General features: G+C 38.2%; 10 protein-coding genes. 9 read left to right on the top strand and 1 reads right to left on the bottom strand.

Annotated features, from left to right (window positions below):
* The first annotated feature begins 11 nt into the window (after nt 1-11).
* The 3 genes from Aru01_RS11165 (at nt 12) to Aru01_RS11155 (ending at nt 4,869) form a co-directional block, all read left to right on the top strand.
* Entirely contained in the window at nt 12-983 is a 972-nt protein-coding gene (locus Aru01_RS11165) for a siderophore ABC transporter substrate-binding protein (protein ID WP_016655973.1), read from the top strand.
* A gap of 207 nt (nt 984-1,190) precedes the next feature.
* Nucleotides 1,191-3,323 (top strand): TonB-dependent receptor, encoded by a 2,133-nt coding sequence (locus Aru01_RS11160; protein WP_042111370.1) that lies wholly within the window; start codon nt 1,191-1,193, stop codon nt 3,321-3,323.
* Nucleotides 3,324-3,477: 154 nt separating this feature from the next.
* Complete coding sequence (locus Aru01_RS11155) at nt 3,478-4,869, top strand: methylenetetrahydrofolate reductase C-terminal domain-containing protein (protein ID WP_016655975.1); 1,392 nt, start codon at nt 3,478-3,480, stop codon at nt 4,867-4,869.
* A 109-nt stretch (nt 4,870-4,978) separates the two neighbouring features.
* Here Aru01_RS11155 and Aru01_RS11150 read toward each other — a convergent pair whose 3' ends face one another.
* Entirely contained in the window at nt 4,979-5,989 is a 1,011-nt protein-coding gene (locus tag Aru01_RS11150) for a DUF2931 family protein (RefSeq protein WP_016655976.1), read from the bottom strand.
* Between the two features lie 585 nt (nt 5,990-6,574).
* On the opposite strand from Aru01_RS11150, the gene Aru01_RS11145 reads away from it, so the two are divergent.
* From Aru01_RS11145 to Aru01_RS11120, 6 genes are all read left to right on the top strand, one after another.
* The gene (locus tag Aru01_RS11145) at nt 6,575-9,139 is read left to right on the top strand and encodes a type VI secretion system Vgr family protein (protein WP_016655977.1); all 2,565 of its coding nucleotides are present in this window, start codon (nt 6,575-6,577) and stop codon (nt 9,137-9,139) included.
* A 47-nt stretch (nt 9,140-9,186) separates the two neighbouring features.
* A complete protein-coding gene (locus Aru01_RS11140) occupies nt 9,187-9,831 on the top strand; it encodes a hypothetical protein (RefSeq protein WP_155766234.1) in 645 nt (214 codons plus the stop codon).
* Entirely contained in the window at nt 9,824-12,748 is a 2,925-nt protein-coding gene (locus Aru01_RS11135; RefSeq protein ID WP_016655979.1) for a T6SS effector BTH_I2691 family protein, read from the top strand. The genes Aru01_RS11140 and Aru01_RS11135 overlap by 8 nt, the downstream gene beginning before the upstream one ends.
* A gap of 8 nt (nt 12,749-12,756) precedes the next feature.
* Nucleotides 12,757-13,845 (top strand): DUF6708 domain-containing protein, encoded by a 1,089-nt coding sequence (locus Aru01_RS11130; RefSeq protein ID WP_016655980.1) that lies wholly within the window; start codon nt 12,757-12,759, stop codon nt 13,843-13,845.
* 347 nt (nt 13,846-14,192) lie between these two features.
* The gene (locus Aru01_RS11125; protein ID WP_016655981.1) at nt 14,193-16,877 is read left to right on the top strand and encodes a type VI secretion system Vgr family protein; all 2,685 of its coding nucleotides are present in this window, start codon (nt 14,193-14,195) and stop codon (nt 16,875-16,877) included.
* Between the two features lie 25 nt (nt 16,878-16,902).
* Nucleotides 16,903-18,555: T6SS phospholipase effector Tle1-like catalytic domain-containing protein (locus Aru01_RS11120; RefSeq protein ID WP_042111364.1), on the top strand; the 1,653-nt coding region annotated here is incomplete at its 3' end.

The following is an 18,555-nucleotide window of genomic DNA, read 5'->3' as shown; positions in this document are numbered from 1 at the left end:
GAGTTGAACAAATGAATTGGAAACTTAAATCTGCAGCTGTGATTTTTGCTGCAACTACGGCAGTAGTTTTGTCTGGGTGTGAAAAAAAGCCTACAGCACAAGTACACAACGCGGAGTTGCTTGAAAATCCCATCACCATACAGCATCAACTAGGCACTACTGTTATTCAGCAGCGTCCGCAACGTGTTGCTGTGTTAGATATGAATGAAGCAGACTTTCTTGACCAGTTGGGCGTTAAATTCGTAGGAATGCCTAAAGACTATGTCCCGCATTTTTTAAGTCAGTATAAAAATGATGAGAGTGTTGCTGATTTGGGTGCAATCGTACAACCGAATATGGAACGGATCTATGCACTTAAACCTGATTTATTGTTAATTACTCCGTTACAAGCCAATCAATATCAAACTTTAACTGAAATTGCACCGACTGTTCATTACGACATTAATTTCAACAATAGTCAGCAACAGCACTTTGAAAGCATTAAGTCACATTTATTCAGTCTTGGAGAAATTTTTGATCGTAAGCAAATTGCAGCAGAGAAAGCGGCTGAATTAGATCAAAAAATTAATCAAGCCAAACAAATCACTGCAAATCGTACTGAAAAAGCTTTGGTCGTACTTCATAACAATGGGGCATTTAGTAACTTTGGCGTGCAGTCTCGTTATGGTTTTGTCTTTAACTCATTAGGAGTAAAACCTGCCAGTACCGCTATTGATACAAGTTTACATGGCCAGCCAATTTCAAGTGAATTTATACAAAAAGCTGATCCAGACATTTTATATATCGTTGATCGTACTGCGGTGATGGAGCGCCGTGCAACAATTAATGCTGAACAAGTGAGCAATCCATTACTGCGTCAGACCAAAGCTTGGAAAAATGGCAAAGTTGTTTTTGTCGATGCTGATGCTTGGTATACCACGGCTGCAAGCCCAAGTGCTATGCGTATCGTGATTGACGATGTGATTAAGGGGTATCAGCTATGAATTAAATAGGCAACTTAATTGTTTGTATTGTAATTAGTTAGTAGCCAGATTTTATCCAGCCAGAACTCTAAATTAATTGATTTTTATGTGCACATGCTTTGTTTTAACACATCGCATGCAGGGCAAACGTGTGCCAAAATTCTATGGAATAGTGCTATGCAAGATCGTCATACATCTTTAAATCAGCCATTGATCTTAAGTGGGAAAATGGCAGGAAAAAGTTTTAAACTCAATCGCTTAATTCGAGCACAGATGTTACTCGGTTTAGGTTTATTGTTACCGATTTCGACGAGTTTCGCTAATACGGCTCAGATCTTAACACAGACAGATGAGCAACCTGTTGTTCTGCCTACAATTTCGTTAAATGCCGAGGCGAATAGTCGATTGGCAGGGCAATTGGCACAGACCAGTCATGTGGGGTTTTTAGGAGAGAAGAAGTTTTTAGAGACGCCTTTTCAAACTCAAGCATATACTGATCAATATATTGCTGATCATCAGGCGAAAGACATTACAGATGTGATTGCTAAAACTGACGCAGCAGTATTTAGTAATGGTGTTACAGGAGCTTGGGGAGAAAATTATTATATCCGTGGTTTCGCTTCAAGTGCTGGTGATATGTCCATGAATGGTATGTTTGGGATCACACCTTTTTATCGGACTTCACCTGAAATGTTTGAACAGGTCAGTGTATTAAAAGGGCCAAGTGCATTATTAAATGGTATGCCGCCTGCGGGTTCAATTGGTGGCACAGTAAATTTAGCCACCAAGCGTGCAGGTGATGAACCACTAAATAGATTTACTGCAAGTTATATGTCTGACTCACAGTTTGGTGGTCACATCGATATTGCCAGAAGATTTGGTCAAGACAAAGCATTTGGTGTTCGTTTAAATGGCGTCTATCGTGATGGACAAGGCGCTGTTCAACATCAAGATAAAAAGACTGAACTGTTGTCATTAGGCTTGGATTGGCGGGGTGAGCGAACGCGTGTTTCAGCTGACTTGTATACGGCTGAGGATCGGATCGATGGGGTAACGCGTGGGATTAATCTTGCGCCTGGGATTGCGATTCCAAAACCGCCAAAGCCAAATACTTTACTTAATCCAGATTGGTCATTTGTACACAGCAAAGATAAGGGTGCAATGCTACGTGCTGAATACGATGTGACTGAGCAGGTGATGGCATATGCAGCTTATGGTCAGAGTAAAACCGATTATCAATATAACGGTACTATGCTTTCTACAGTTGTTGATGAAAAGGGCACACTTAATAATAGAATTGGTCAATTGGCCTTCGATCAAGAAAAAAAGTCAGCGGATGTTGGTTTAAAAGCCAAGTTGAATACAGGTGCATTGGGGCATGATCTGGTCATGAATGCGACCTACTATAAACATAATCAAAATGATTATGGGCAAAGAGATGTTAATGGTGCACAAAACACCACCAATATCTATAATCCTGTATGGGGAAAACCCGCAGATCTTTATTTGCCTTTTTTGTTTAGCTCAAGCTTAGAGACCCGCAGTTATGGTGTGGCTGATACCGTGTCGATGATGCGGGAGCGTTTGCAGTTGACTTTAGGTCTACGCTATCAGCAGGTGAAAACGGGCAATTATGATGAGAGTGCTGTGACTCCGGGAGCTGCAATTGTTTATAAAGCGACGGATTATCTTTCTGTTTATGCCAATTATATCGAGGGTCTAAGCAAAGGTGGACAGGCACCAGCTACTGCTGAGAATAGTGATACGGTATTTGCGCCACAAAAGACCAAACAAAAAGAGCTCGGGATTAAACTTGAGTTAGATCGTTTTCAACATAGTTTGTCATGGTTTGATATTAGTCAACCCAATAACTACCTAGACAACGCAGATAACTATTACAAGTCTGATGGTGAGCAACGTAACCGTGGGATTGAATGGTCATTTGCAGGCAATATCATCAATGACGTTCGTGTACTCGGAGGTGTGACGCTTCTTGATCCAGAATTAGCCAAGACTAAAGCAGGAGAAAATCAAGGCAATGTGCCAATTGGTTTTGCAAAACATCAAGCTAAGCTTGGGGTAGAATGGGATACTGCATTTGCAGCAGGTTTAACGCTCACAGCAAATATGACTGCTGTTTCAAAACAATATATTAATGCAGAGAACACTTTATATGCACCAGGTCATACAGTTTATGATATTGGTGCACGTTACCGTGTAGATGCTGTGAAAGTTCCAATGACTCTACGTGCAGGCATACACAACCTAAGCAATAAGGCGTATTGGGGGATGCCTCAGTTGTCAAACTTAGCTTTGGGGGCACCAAGAACCTATATGCTTTCTGCTACATTTGATTTTTAATTCTTTTCTTGTTTGAATTAGGCTATAACTGTAAAAAAAGCTGAAACATATCGAACATAAGAGCCAGTTGTAGAACAGCTGGTTTTTTATTGGCTAGGATTTGGGTACAATAACGCGCTATCCTTTTTAACCCATTTGGGTTTTGCTCTGATTTATGTCGCAGTTATCAAATATTTTTGCTGAAAATCAATTTTGTGTACTCGTGGAGTATTTAACTTCACTCAAAGAGCTATTTCCAGTGGTTACCGAATTTGCAGGCTTTCCTGCGCTAATGACTTTGGCAGATCGGGTACATAGTGATGATGATGTAGCACCTCTTGTTGCTGCTCAACAGTTTCCTGCTGAGGTTGATAAAGTTTTGCACTATGCAGGTAAGGGGCGTGATATTGCTGAATTTAAACAGTTTTTGCAGCAAGCACAAACGGCTGGTCAGCATAATTTACTGCTGTTAACAGGCGATAAACTTAAACACCATGAAAGTGGTGAGCATGGTGCGCGTACGCGTTATTTGGAGTCAGTCAACGCCGTGATGGCGGCGAAGCAACATGGTGGTTTCTGTATCGGTGTTGCATTTAATCCATTTAAATATACAGAAGCTGAAATCGATGCGCAGTATTTAAAGCTACATAAAAAAGTTAAAGCGGGTGCAGACTTTATAATCACCCAGTTGGGATATGATATTGCCGCTTTAAAACAACTACAACGCTTTTTAAAACGGCATAGCTATGCGCAAAAATTACTGGCTTGTGTAATGCCCTTAACTTTAGCTCGTGCTAATTTTATGCTTAAACAACAGGTTGCGGGTATAGTCATTACACCGCGTATGGTTGAGGTATTAGAGCAAGAAAAATCTTTAGGTTTAACAGAACGTGTTTATGAACGCTGCGCCTTACAGATTTTAATTTATCAGCATCTCGGTTTTGCGGGAGTGCATTTATCCGCTTGTCACAAACCAGAAGAACAGCAGTTATTACAAAGTTATATTGAGCGATATCGCCATTTGGATTTGGCAGATTGTGAACAAATGTGGCATGACTTATGGGAAGATCAGTCTGACGAAGTTTTTAGACCCAACGTAAATACCTATAGCAAAAAGGTCAGTCTAGGGCAGATTGTAAAGTATCAACAATTGCATTTGATGCATGATGCGGTCTTTAACTCAAAATTAGGGCTTGGCCTAGGACATATGATTTTTAATCAAGGTTTTTGGAACAAGAAACCCGCTGCCAAAGCTTTATTAAAAACAGAATTACTCAGTAAACACAGTGTAGTGGGGTGTGATAATTGTGGTCAATGTCGCTTAGCTGACACCTTGTACATCTGTCCTGAAACTTGTCCAAAAGGTTTGGCTAATGGTCCTTGTGGTGGGACAACTTTGGATCGCTGTGAATTTGGTGATCGTGAATGTATTCACTCAGTTAAAGTAAGGCTTGCCAAAGCAGTAGAGCAAACTGATGTACTCAAAGACCAGTTGATTGACGCTGTGCCAATCGAAGTGCGTGGTAGTAGCTCATGGAGAAACTGGTATTTAAAGGATGATCATTGAGTGATTAAAACCATATTGAGTTTAGACCTTTTCCAAAAACGACAGTGAATTGATTAGGGCCTTATTCTGATTTACAACTATTAGAGTCAGGACAAGGAAGATCTTTAAATTAGCGTTTTATTTCCTCAATATCTATTTTTTTAAATTCAACTTTTTTGGCCCCTTGTTCTAAATATAAATTTGCTTCATTGGCATTAGGGAAATTTATATTAAAGTTCACAACATTATTAGAATTAAAATTGTCATGAAAGAATGCATAAATTATAGGATCTAATTTTACACGGTAACGTGATATTTTTGATCCATTTTTTACATCAAAAATAAAAATCTTGGGAACAGAGTTTAATGTCGTTTGTCCAACATTATCTAAAATAGTTTGATCTTCACCATTAATCATTTTAGACGTATAGGCAATCAATTGGTTAGGTTGATTTAAAGTTAATTTCCACTTGATAGGATTAAATATTTTTTCATCAAATTGTTCAGCCTGTTTAATTGTATCTTTACGTGATTCCTGAACTTTTGTTATGTATTGATGTTTAGTAATAGGTTGAGCTGGTGAACTTGACCAAGTATCTTTAACATGTGTTTCCCAAGGAATATCTATTTTATAACCTTGATATTTTCCAATTAATTTAATGTCTACACCACCAAGAAAAATATAAACTTTACCTTGAGGACCTACATTAACAACAAGCTTATTATACCGTTGAACCTTTTGGTATGGTTGAGAGACAAAAATGCCTTGAATTTTCTCATCAAACAATCGTGATATATCTTTTTCTGGTAAATCTATTTTAGCTTGCCAGAAATAACCATCTTTAAAAGATAACCATGTTACAAGCATTGTACTTGGTGTTTGAAATTCCGCTTTAGGAGAGTTCTGCACGCCTGTGCCTAAAGCTCCACCTGCAGTGTTTCTTCCTCCAAAATGGGTAATTACTTTTCCTGATGAATCATTAATATATGTTTGAGCATTATTGAATTCAGAAATAAATCCAGGAACCCAACCAATATCAACTTGGTATTCATTTGCCATTGTAGATCTCATCATTAAACAAAATATGAGAAGAAAAAATTGCGGAATTTTTTTAATAAACGTTCTTTTATGTACTTTCATTAGAATATCCTTTTGTTACCTCGGGTCTTTGAGGGTGATCAAACATTAGTTTTCCAAGAGAACTTCATAGGATATGATATGTGCTAGGTATTTATCTCAGTGAGCATTGAGAATGTTTTATGACACAAAAGTTTAAGTTGCTATGAGTAAAATTAGTTAGTTTTTTAGCATAAAGAACGAATAATGATTTTAAACTCTACTTTATAGTGAGTAGCCTCTATGGTTTCTAAAAAAATTGAGCTGATGTGTTGCAAGTTTTATTTTTTAAGTATTTAAAATAGTTCATTATACAATTCCCAAGTTGTTGTAGTGACTTTCTAGAGTGATCTGATGCTGCCTAAATTCTTTAGGGATATCATCGTTAACCCATTAAATAAAATTTTGATGGTATCAAAATGTCGATCTCCTGAACCTGGATTAGGTGAAATAAATTTTAGTTGTCATGCGCTGTTGTAAAAGACGATTTTGAATATTTTATTTCATTTACAATACACTACATATTATATTGAAAATTTATAAGTAGCGTAGGTCCACAAAATGGTATAAATCGTATATTGTTCAGTCATTACAACCTAATCTTAACAAATGAATCACCAAGTAAAGTTATTTGGCGCAGCCTTGCCACAAAGTGAATACGGTACGAGTTTTTTTTGGTTTGATTCTTTGTCAGGTCATGAAAAAATCAATGAGCTGTTTGAATACCAACTTGTAGTTAAAGTTCGGGATGAGTTTTATCAACCTGCGCATGGCTATCAAGGACTCGAAGGTTATGTATCTAAACAGGTTGCACAAAGTGGTGGCAGTCCAGCTTCAGATTTAAACTTACAAACGCTAATTGGTACAGAACTAGCGATAAGACTACGTCTTGATGGCACTAAAGTGGCTTATGGTAATTTTGATGGCATCAACAATATTACCTCAGAAGAGAATTATCAGAGTAGTTTAAATGGGGCACGTTTTTATCGTGGGCTTGTGAGTCGAGTGGAAGTGCTCGGCGTGCGTAACCGCCATGCTATGTATAAAATCACGCTAGTTCCTTGGCTTTGGCTATTAACTAAAAGCTCTAATTATCGTATTTTTCAACAAAAAACAGTATTACAAATTGTCGAACAAGTACTTGAACCATATGCCTATCCAGTCGATTACCGTTGTAGTGATGACTATCCAATACTGGACTTTCAGGCACAGTATGGTGAAACTGACTACGATTTTATCTGCCGTTTATTACAAGAACACGGCATCAACTTTCATTTTGAGCATAGCCAGAATAATTTAACTTGGGTGCTGTCAGACCATAACGCTGCATTTAAAAGTATGGAAGCCGAAGGCTATCGAAGCTTAAGCATCTATCCTCCCAATCAACGTTTCCCAGAGGGTGCAGAGTATATTGAGCATTTTGAGCCAGTCCAACAGTTGGTCAGTGGTAAGATCCAGCTCAGTGACTATCAGTTTAAACAACCCACTTTAGTACAAACAGCTCAGGATCAGTTCCTATGGGACAATCAACATGCTGAACAGGAAGTTTATGAATGGCAACAAGGTGATTTCATAAGTGCAGAAGAGGGTGGTCAAAGTCGTGCTCAACAACGTGTTGAAGGCTTATATCAACATGGTTATCGGGCTGAAGGTCAGGCGCGTTTAAAAGGACTTCAAACAGGCCATCGTTTTGAACTGGAAAATCATCCCAACAGTGACTCTAACCGGGGTTGGTTAGTACTGGGCACACAAACTTTGATTCAAGATATCAGTGGTGAGCGGGCAGATAATCAGTTTTATGATTCGCAAGTTAAATTCTTGGTACAGCCCGATGAACAAATCCTACGCCCAGATCGCACATTGTCTAAACCACAAGGTCGACCGCAAACTGCAACAGTGGTGGGACCGGCTGGTGAGGAAATCTATACCGATCAATACGGACGAGTAAAAGTCAAATTTCATTGGGATCGTATCGGTTCCCAAGGTCAAGATGATGACTTTATGGAAACAGATGGCACCAACTGCTGTTGGTTGCGGGTATCAACTGCTTGGGCAGGTCATAACTTCGGTACTATTCATTTGCCAAGGATTGGTCAGGAAGTCATCGTGGACTTCTTTAATGCTGATCCAGATATGCCCTTTGTGGCAGGACGTTTAACCAATCCCGAGCAGATGCCGATATGGGAGTTACCGAGTCAGAAAGCGCTCTCTGGGATTAAGTCCAAAGAATTAGGAGGCAGTCAGGCCAACCAGTTGGTCATGGATGATACTCAAGGGCAGATGCAGGTACATTTGAGAAGTGACCATCAAGCCAGTGAACTGAATTTGGGGTATGTCAAGCGAATCCCTGATGCAAAAGGTCGTCAGGAGTTTCGTGGAGAGGGTTTTGAGTTAAGGACAGATCAATGGGGTGCGGTTAGAGCAGGAAAAGGCTTATTGGTTTCAACACATGCTCAAGATCAAGCCAAGGGTATGCATTTAGATGCAATTGCTGCAAAGCAACAACTTGAGTCAAATCTAAATCAGGCCCAAGCACTAAGTGACGTTGCTAAAAAACAGCAAACTGATCCATTGGAAGCTTTGGAGAATTTAAAAGCATTTATTGATCAACTCAGTCAGGAAGATCCAGCCAGAGCTGCTACGTTTAAAACAGCGGTAATGCTATTAGCTGCACCACAATCTATTGCACTGAGTAGCAATGAAGATATTCATCTTTCTGCGGAAGGCCAGATTAATCAGACAGCTGGCGATAGTATTAATATCAGTACACAGAAAAATCTGATTGCTCAGGTCTTAGATAAAATCAGTTTACTTGCAGTACAGCAAGGTATTAGCCTAATTTCCGCTAAAGAGAAGGTTGAGTTGATCGCACAAAGTGCTGTGATGGACCTCATTGCTCATCAAAATATTCAAATGATTTCGACTGAAGAAAATATTGAGCTTACAGCCAAGAAAAAGATATTGATTACGGCGGACGGTTCACAATTGGAAATTGGTAGTGCAGGGGTAATCATTAGAACAGATAAAGTGTTTGAAGTAAGAGCAAAAACGCATGAGTTTAAACCTGGGCATAAAGTCAATGAAACGATTACTGAGTTACCTCAAGTTAAGGACTGCGAGTATAAAATGAAAGATGCATCTGTATCAGGTAAGGCACTGGTGAGTATCTCGTGAATAGTCCATTACTCAGCTACCAACAATTTGATGAATACAATTATGCTTTGTATGATCAGTATCTTTTTAGAAACTTACTGTCTATCTATGGTGAGCAAAAAGTAAAATATAAAATACTGCTCATTGATGTGTTTGGTAAAGCACAAGATGCTCCTATTGTTGTTGATTTAAAGTCAATGAATGAGGAGATGAAACAAGATTTCTATGAGCATATTTATTTACAAGAAATGAGTCATTATATTAATTTTTTTGACAATATGTTGTTGGTTCAAAACTTAATTCAAAGTGATTTATCCTTGGATGAATTTTCAAACAAAATGAGCAAATTGATGCTGATTGAGGATAAATATATATTCAGGTTTTTTGATCCTCGAATCATGATTCATGTTTTTTTATTGAACTATAATCAATATGACTTAAATAATACCACGCTGAAACAATGGATGACTCAGCATCAGTCTACATTTAAAGTTTGGGATATTTATATTTGGAATAACCGTTACTCACTAACACAAGATAATTTTTCAAAGTTTAATCATCCAAAGTTAAAAAGTACGATTGCTATTCAACATTTTGATCAATGCAATAAAAAAATCAAAGAAATGATATTGAGTAAAGAAATTGAAACGGTATCAGATATTATAAAAAATATGCAAAAATTGAATCAACAGCAAGAGGTTGCTTATGTCTAACATTAATATGCAAGAAGATAATAGTGTTGCTGATGATTATGCTAAAAATGCTCTAGACGAGGTGAGATGCGCCACGTGCGAGCGCTTAGGACAGTTTTTGCCAGTAAGAATAGCAGTGGGTTTTGCAAATGGTGGTCAAGGTTTTGCAGCCCCAGCTGAATTAACTGCAGGTCTACCTACTTTACCAGACAGTTTGATCTATATATTACGTCGTTTAGATACGGGATATCTTTATTGCTATTCTCCTGCTTGGAAAACAACACATTTTAATGATCAAGGTATTCGGGCTTATCAAGTCAATGAGTTAGGTTATTTGACCGCAATTGATAAAGATCAAATGCAAGTGGGTTTTAAAGAGAAAAATTATACTTGTTTTCAAGCGCAGAAAACGTCCAAAGGTCAAAGTATCAGTAATGCATTTTTACTTGACTGCGTCGTTAGACAAGAAGAAAGTAGTCGTGTTCACATTGCCTATTCTCGTCATCAATGGAGCATCGACACCTGTAATATCATGGCGAAAGATGTCAGTAAAAGAACACAAGTCATGCCGAGTTTCGATGTTAAAAATGGTGCAGATTTTGTTATCTCAAAAAATAAATATACCGCAGTTTTAGAAAATTATACTGATGTTACACCTGCAGTAGTAACTATTCCGTGGCAAGATGATCTTGCTAAAAATATGCAAATGGCTCCATTTCAGCCTCCAGCATATTTTACTGCAGAAGATGATCCGGTTTTTGATACTTTTGATATTGTAAAGAATGAGAAAGGTGAGAAAAGTATCCAATGGCATGGTAAAGACATGCCTTATAAGGTATCAGAAGATAAACGGATTATTGTTTTGCAAGATCCCGTTGGGATCACGATCGATTTGCTTGAAATAGCCAACTATTTGGCCGCTAACATTCGTACTGGTGAAGAAGAGCGTTTATATCAAAGTGCAATGAATATCGTGAAGCTGCAGAGCTGGGTGAAAGCAAAAATTCATGCTGAAGAGTATTCTAAATTGAGATCTAGTTATGCATTAACTAAATCAGTGCAGAGAATGGCTCAGTCAGATGAATTTAAAAATATTATGCAGCATGCTTCAGATTTATCAAATCTCGATGCCAATAAATATGAAAAAGATTATGAAGCTGCGACACAGAAAATGGATAGTCTGACAAGAGAGGAGCTAGAAAATTTTCATGATTTTAAATTGGAAGATGTGCAACGACTGACTCAAACGATTGAAAAAGAATTCAACTCAGAATGGAAAAGTGCTACAGGTTTTTTTCGTACCAGTGCAAGTTTAGCGGAAAGTGTTAAAGAACATAATATGTTGCAGTGGTTACAGCAACAGAAGCAGAAAATAGAACAATATACAGCGAATGTAATTAATCCAATACTTGATGGTTATTTGTTATGGCTTAAGTCAGATGCATTGCTAAGTTATATGGATCACTTTTTTGATCATAAAACAGCGCATTCCGCGGCAAGTTTTTTGAGTATCAGTACTCGGTTAATTTCTAATGCTGATACGATGGAAAAATGTTCTCAGTATTTTATCCAGCTATTTAATGAAGAGAATTATAGTAACCGTAAAAACTATTTACTACGTTCAATGACTTTTGACTCTCATCAAGTTCAACAAGATTTACTTGGATTAAGCAGTAGTTTTGTACAAAGTTCCCAAGCCCCTACATTTGGTTTTGCGTTTACACAGGTTTTTGATGAAAACACCTTAAATAAGACCCAGATATTAAACGATCGATCCGCAAATATCGTTAAAACTATCCAAGCTCAAGTTGAAATATTGTCTGAGCAAATTGGTGGCAGTATGGCGAGGGTGTTCCATGGTCGCATCAACCAATCTCCTAGTTCAGTCAAAACTATTTCAATGAAAAGTTTTGAAACTTTCTCAGGGAAAGTAATCTCAAGAGTTGAAGTTTCAGGGAAATTGACCGATGTGATTGATGGGATTATTAAACGATCCAACATCGATTTCGATGCTGCGGGTTCACGTCAACAAGCTAAAAATGCTAAAAATGCAGTTAAAGTTAATTTGTATAAAGGACTGATGGAAAACTTCAATTCAGATGTGGAGTTAAAAAAAGTTCAGGGTCTACGTACCAAAGTCAATCTGGTCACTTTAGTTGATTTTGAGGGGATGTCTAAAATAAATGGCAACATGTCTCCCGCTGAAATTAATCAAAAATTTAATCAAGGTTTAATTCATACAGCAGATGGGTTTCCAAGCCAAGTCGGAGCTATAGAAGAAAGTGCCAAATTGGGTCCTTTTAATCGGCAGAAAATCAACTTGTTACAACGTGCAAATACAGGAAAGAACTTCGGTGTATTTTCATTTGCTTTACAGTCCATCGCGTTAATGGATGCTGGGCGTGGTGTGATGACTTCTGGATTCAATAGCCAAACGGGTGTGGTTTTTATTGGCATGATTGTCAGTGCACTTGGTGGTGTCGCAGATGTATTGGATCGACAATTAAAAATGCGGATGGGATTGTTAAGTAGCTCTGTCGAGATTGAAATTGCTCAAAAAATCACGAAATACACCGCACGATATGCACTCTATGCTGGTGCATTGATTTTAGCTGGTGTCGAATTGAAAAAAGCCTATGGTGCATTAGGTAAAGATCATTATGTTTTAGCTGGGTTATATGCGGGTAATGCCTTTTTAATTGTATTAAGTACACATGCATTTATAGAAGGAACAGCCATCTGGGCATTGGGTTTACGTGCGAGTTATTGGGGAATTATCTTGGTGATCGGGATGATGGTGATTAGTTATGGCATATCTTCGGCTGAGCGCAGTGCTCTCCGCGCTTTCTTAGAAAATTCAGCATGGGGGGTTAAACCCTTGGGTTGGACTCAAGAGGTTGAACAGCAAAAGTTTAAAGATGTTTATGAGGGAGCATAATCAGTCGTATGTTAAGAGAAGACTATGAAACAAAGTTCACCACTTTAAATCAACCATTCGTAACAGATTGCCCAAATAAACATTCGTTGACTCGTTTATATGAAATTAATCTCAAGACCTTAAAAACAGAACAGATATTTCCACATCGGTTGGTCATTCGTTTTAATTCTACGTATGTTGAAACCATGGATAGTTGGGAGTCGATTCGTGGTCGAGCGACAGGCTTAGCTATACCAATGTGGGCAGTGTGTTTGGCTGGCTCAATATTTTGTCTTTATGCTTCTGGTTTAGTGTTGCTTAAGGAAAATTTTTTACTTACTTTATTTTTTTTCGCGCTTAGTATTGGGTTTAGTTATATGATTTATATTTATTATCGTATTTCTAAGTATGATCTATTTGGTTATACCCATTATCCAATACGATTTAATCGTAAAACACAAAAAGTTTATGCATTTTCGCCGCAGCAAAATAAAATTATAAAATTAAACTGGGCCGACTTGCGTTTTTCAGTTGTCAGCAAAAAATCTGAGATTGAACTACGTGCAAGTAAATTAAATCAGGACAATCTGGTTGAAGATGAAATTATATTGCCGTATCAAATTCTCAAGTCTAAACCTGAATTAGTTGAACAACATCTTGCTTTTTTTAAAGCATATATGGAATCTGATGACCTCGAGAGAGTAGATCAATCAATCACAGCGTTTCATGATATCTATAATCGCAAAGAAAGTATGAAGGAAAGCTTTGAGCGCTTATATATGCAATACGATATTCAAGAGTTGACCAGTTCGGAGCGCCCAGAACGTCCTAAGATTATTTTTGTTGCTTTGGGTTCGTTGCTTTGGATGTCACAGTTTGTCACCAAGCGTTTTGCATTAATCTTTTCAAAAATTCCACAATGGCCAGCTGATATTGAGCAGGAATGCCAAATTGAAAAAAATGACCCCTATGATTCGACAGGAAAACAACGTTATTTGGCACCACTAAAATTCACAACGATGCAAATTATATTCATTGCAGGCGCTGGAATAATTAGCTTTACGTTGTTATTTGGGTTTTTAACCCTTTTGGCTATATTGAGTTTAAAGACATGGTAATTGATTTTTAAATTCGATTTAGTTTTAAGTCGATCTACCAAATCTTAGTGCGGTAAATACCGCCCAATAGTAAAAGGAATTAAAAGCAGAATTTTCTCTTAAAATATAGTCGAGAGATTCTGCATTTTAAAGATGATTTAGATGAAGGTCACTCTGTGAAAGCAGTCCATTGAAAAAAAGCTAAAAGGGCACCACGATTCATAGATGACCCGGATAGCTTGTTTTATCCAATAGTGTAATGTGTTAAAAATAGTGACCTAGTATAATTTTTTACAAAAAATTAATAAAACACACCCTCTTTATTACTACAATCTTGGTCTAAGTAAATTAATTAACATAAAGTAGAAATGAATCATCAAATAAAGTTATTCGGCAAAGCGCTGCCAGAAAGTGAATATGGAACTGCTTATTTTTGGTTTGACTCTTTGTCAGGCTCTGAAAAAATTAATGAGTTATTTGAATATCATTTGGTGGTAAAAGTTCGTGATGAATATCATCAACCAGCACATGGTTATCAAGGACTTGAAGGTTATGTGCCCAAACAACTTGCACAGTCCGGTGGTAGCCCCGCCTCAGATTTAAATTTACAAAGTTTGATTGGAACTGAAATAGCAGTCCGATTACGTTTAGATGGTATTAAAGTTGAGTATGGTAATTTAGATGGTATCAATAACATTACCGCTGAGGAAAATTATCAAAGTAGTTTTAATGGTGCTCGTTTTTATCGAGGTATGGTCAGTCGAGTTGAAGCTTTAAGTGTACGTAACCGTCATGCAATGTATAAGATTACGTTGGTACCTTGGCTTTGGTTACTGACTAAAAATTCTAATTATAAAATATTTCAACAACTTACTGTTTTGCAAATCATTGAAGAGATCCTAACAGCTTATCCTTACCCAGTGGATTATCGTTGTAGTGCAGATTATCCCGTACTTGATTTTCAAGCACAGTACGGGGAGTCAGACTATGATTTTATCTGTAGGCTCATACAGGAACACGGCATTAACTTCCACTTTGAACATAGTCAAAATCATTTAACATTGGTACTTTCAGACCATAATGCTGCATATAAAGAGATGGAGGCATCTGGTTATCGCAACTTAAGTATCTATCCTCCAAATCAACGTTTTCCAGATCGCTCTGAATATATCGAGCAATTTGAACCTGTTCAGCAGTTGGTGAGTGGTAAAGTTCAACTCAGTGATTATTTATTTAAACAACCTAGTTTAGTACAGACTGCCCAAGAACAGTTTCTTTGGGAACATGGTCATGCTGAACAAGAAATCTATGAATGGCAGCAAGGTGACTTTTTAACTGCTGAAGATGGTGGTCAAATTAGAGCGAAGAATCGTGTTGAGGGATTATATCAACATGGCTATCGTGCAGAAGGGCAAGCACGTTTAAAAGGCTTGCAAACAGGCTATCGATTTAACTTAGAAAATCACCCAAATAGTGAATCAAACCGTGGTTGGTTGGTATTGGGTACACAGACTGTGATCCAAGACATTAGTGAAGAGCGCGCAGATAATCAATTTTATGATTCAAATATCAAGTTTCTAGCTCAACCTGATGAACAAATTCTTAGACCTGATTTGACGCGAACTAAACCGCAAGGGCGTCCACAAACAGCAACTGTAGTAGGGCCTGCGGGAGAAGAAGTTTATACAGATCGTTATGGTCGTGTGAAGGTGCAGTTTCATTGGGATAAATTTGGTGTTAAAGATGAAAATAGTACCTGTTGGCTCCGAGTATCGACGGCTTGGGCGGGGCATAACTTTGGTACGATTCATTTACCTCGTATTGGTCAAGAGGTAATCGTTGATTTCTTTAATGCTGATCCCGATATGCCATTCGTTGCTGGCCGATTAACCAATCCTGAGCAAATGCCAGTGTGGGATCTACCTGAGCAAAAAGCACTTTCTGGGATTAAGTCGAAAGAACTAGGGGGGAGCCAAGCCAACCAATTGGTGATGGATGATACCCAAGGTCAGGTGCAAGTACATCTCAAGAGTGATCATCAAGCCAGTGAACTCAATTTGGGGTATATCACGCGTATCCCAGATTCAAAGGGGCGTACAGATGCACGTGGTGAAGGTTTTGAGCTTCGTACTGATGGGCATGGGGTTATTCGTGCGCAAAAAGGTTTGTTTCTAACCAGCCAAGGGCGAAGTGAAGCCAGTGGACATATTAAGGAGTTAGAAGAAGCTGCTCAGGTATTGGATACTGCTTATCAACAGCACAAGAACTTAGCGAACTCGGCTGTAGAACATAAAAACCAAGACGCTGAAGATCAGCTGCTCTCAGTTGATGAGATTAGACTACAAAATGATGCAGTCACAGGTGGTACAGCAAATCCAAAAAAACAGGCTCAACTGACAGACCCGCAATTATTATTGCACAGTCCAACAGGTGTTGAGATTGCAACAGAGAAAAGCACACATTTATCTAATGGTGAGCATCTAGCACTGACTGCGGGGCAACATGTCAGTATGAGTGCGGGTAAAAGCTTGTTAGCCAGTGTCCGTGGTGCGATTCGCATGTTTTCACAATTAAAAGGCATACGTTTATTTGCAGCGAAAGAAAAGATTGAGTTAAACGCACAAACAGCGGGTATTGATATCTTGGCGCAAGAAAAAATCCAGGTGCATTCACATGGTGATTGGGTAGAAATCACGGCCAAAGAAGGGATTATGATTAACTCAGGTGGTAGTTATATCAAAATCACTGCAGATGGTATTGAACATGGAACCAATGGTCAGTGGAAGGCACATGCAAGTGACCATCATCTTGATGGTCCTAAAAGCAATCCACTTAATCATGAAAGTCCATTATTTAATGATGAAATGTTTGTGCTTAAAGATCCTAATGGTGATCCAGTAACAGGCTTTCGTTATAAAGTCGTCGATGATCTTGGGCAGGTGTTTTATGGCGTGACAGATGCGAAGGGGCAAACGGATCGGATCTTTAGTGGAGCAAAAAATACTGCATTAAAGATATATCCAGATGATCGAGGCATGGTTGATGATGAGTAATTGGACTCCAAAATAGAGATAGAAAATGATGCAAGATAAAGATGTAACAACGAGTTCAAATACAAATCAACACAGTGATGCTAGTAAAATGCAAAGCACACAGAACTCCCCAGTTAAGCCGATTAATAGTAGCGCGGATAAAACGAATCCCACTGAAAACTCGCAGTCAGAGCAAAAAATTAATCGCTTAGAAATTAGTGTATTTTTTGATGGTACATGGAATAACAGAACCAATTCGAACCTCTACAATGGTGCGAAACGTTATGATGGTGATCCTTCATCTTTACCCCGTCCAATGGATAACATGAATGATTACAAATATAACCCAGATCTACTCGTGAGCGACAATATCAGTTATGCACGTTTGCCAACTACGGTAGATCGCATGCATCGTGCGTACAAAGATGGATTACCACATCACTACAGCTTATATATTGATGGTTGTGGTACTGGAGAGGCGGCAGAATTAGGGGAGGACAGGAAACTTTATTTTGCTGATAATCCAATTGGTGCTGGCTTGGGCTGGGGATCAACTGGGGTGAAGGCTAAGATTAAAAAAGCCTTTAAACAACTCAATAAAATGATCCGTGATAAAACCAAGACACAAACCTATCAGGTTTTAGTGATCAATCTCTTTGGTTTTAGTCGAGGTTCTGCCACAGCACGTATATTTGCTAACCACATTTTAAAGAAACAAGAACTAATAGATGTTTCTGAATTTCAACGAAAAATTGTGATGCCTTCCGATAATCCAATGCAAATACAGTTAAAATTTATGGGGATCTTTGATTGTGTTTCTTCGATTGGATTTACACATGGAGATGATGAGGGGCTGGACTTTGCAGATCATCTTTATCGGGGGAATGAAGATGATATGCCACCAAGTGCTATGGGATTTAATCTAAAGCAGCATGAGGTGTGTCGTATTGTTCATTTGTCTGCACTCAATGAATATCGAGATAAATTTTCCTTGTATGACATTCGCTCAGCTGTAGAGCGAGGTTTTGGTGTCGAAATTCGCATTCCAGGTTGTCATACCGATTTGGGTGATGGCCTCGGGACGAAGGGGAAGGTGGATATTCCTAAGGGCGTAGATGGAAAGCCTGATCCAAGTAAAAAGACATGGTATGTTTCGGCACGTGATGAAGCTAAGGTAACTATTGCACAGAAAAAAGTTGCTTATTCGAGTACTGACCCCAAAGATGCCGACTATACTCAGGATGACAATAAATATCGTCAAAACACGCATAAGACCAAATATGATTTTAAAAATGAAGATATATTGAGTTACGATGAATATAATCAAAAAAAACCAACAGTATTTGGTAGCAAAGACAGTGCCTTGGCACAGATGGAGCGGGTGGACTTTGAACAATTAAAATCCAATTTGGTCAATAAAGGTTTTTTTAAAGAAACATTCGATAACTCTTCTCAAATTTGGATTGAACATACTGAAAAACCTATTAAGAAATTTGGGTTATTTGCTACAGATAGTCAATACCAGCGACTGATTATTAATAGAGAACAATTATCTATGCTGTATCCGATTATTCCTGCCAATATTATGATCGAGCTATGTAAGCGCTATCAATTGGATGTCTTTGAACCGAGTAAATTGTTTGAATATGGCGTTGACTATGCCAAAGCTAAAGATGATGTGCCTAATGGCGTATGGGGG

This window comes from Acinetobacter rudis, assembly GCF_000829675.1.
In the GTDB taxonomy this organism is placed as follows: domain Bacteria; phylum Pseudomonadota; class Gammaproteobacteria; order Pseudomonadales; family Moraxellaceae; genus Acinetobacter; species Acinetobacter rudis.
Note: the sequence above shows the minus strand (reverse complement) of the source record. Positions and strands in the feature narration are given on the sequence as shown.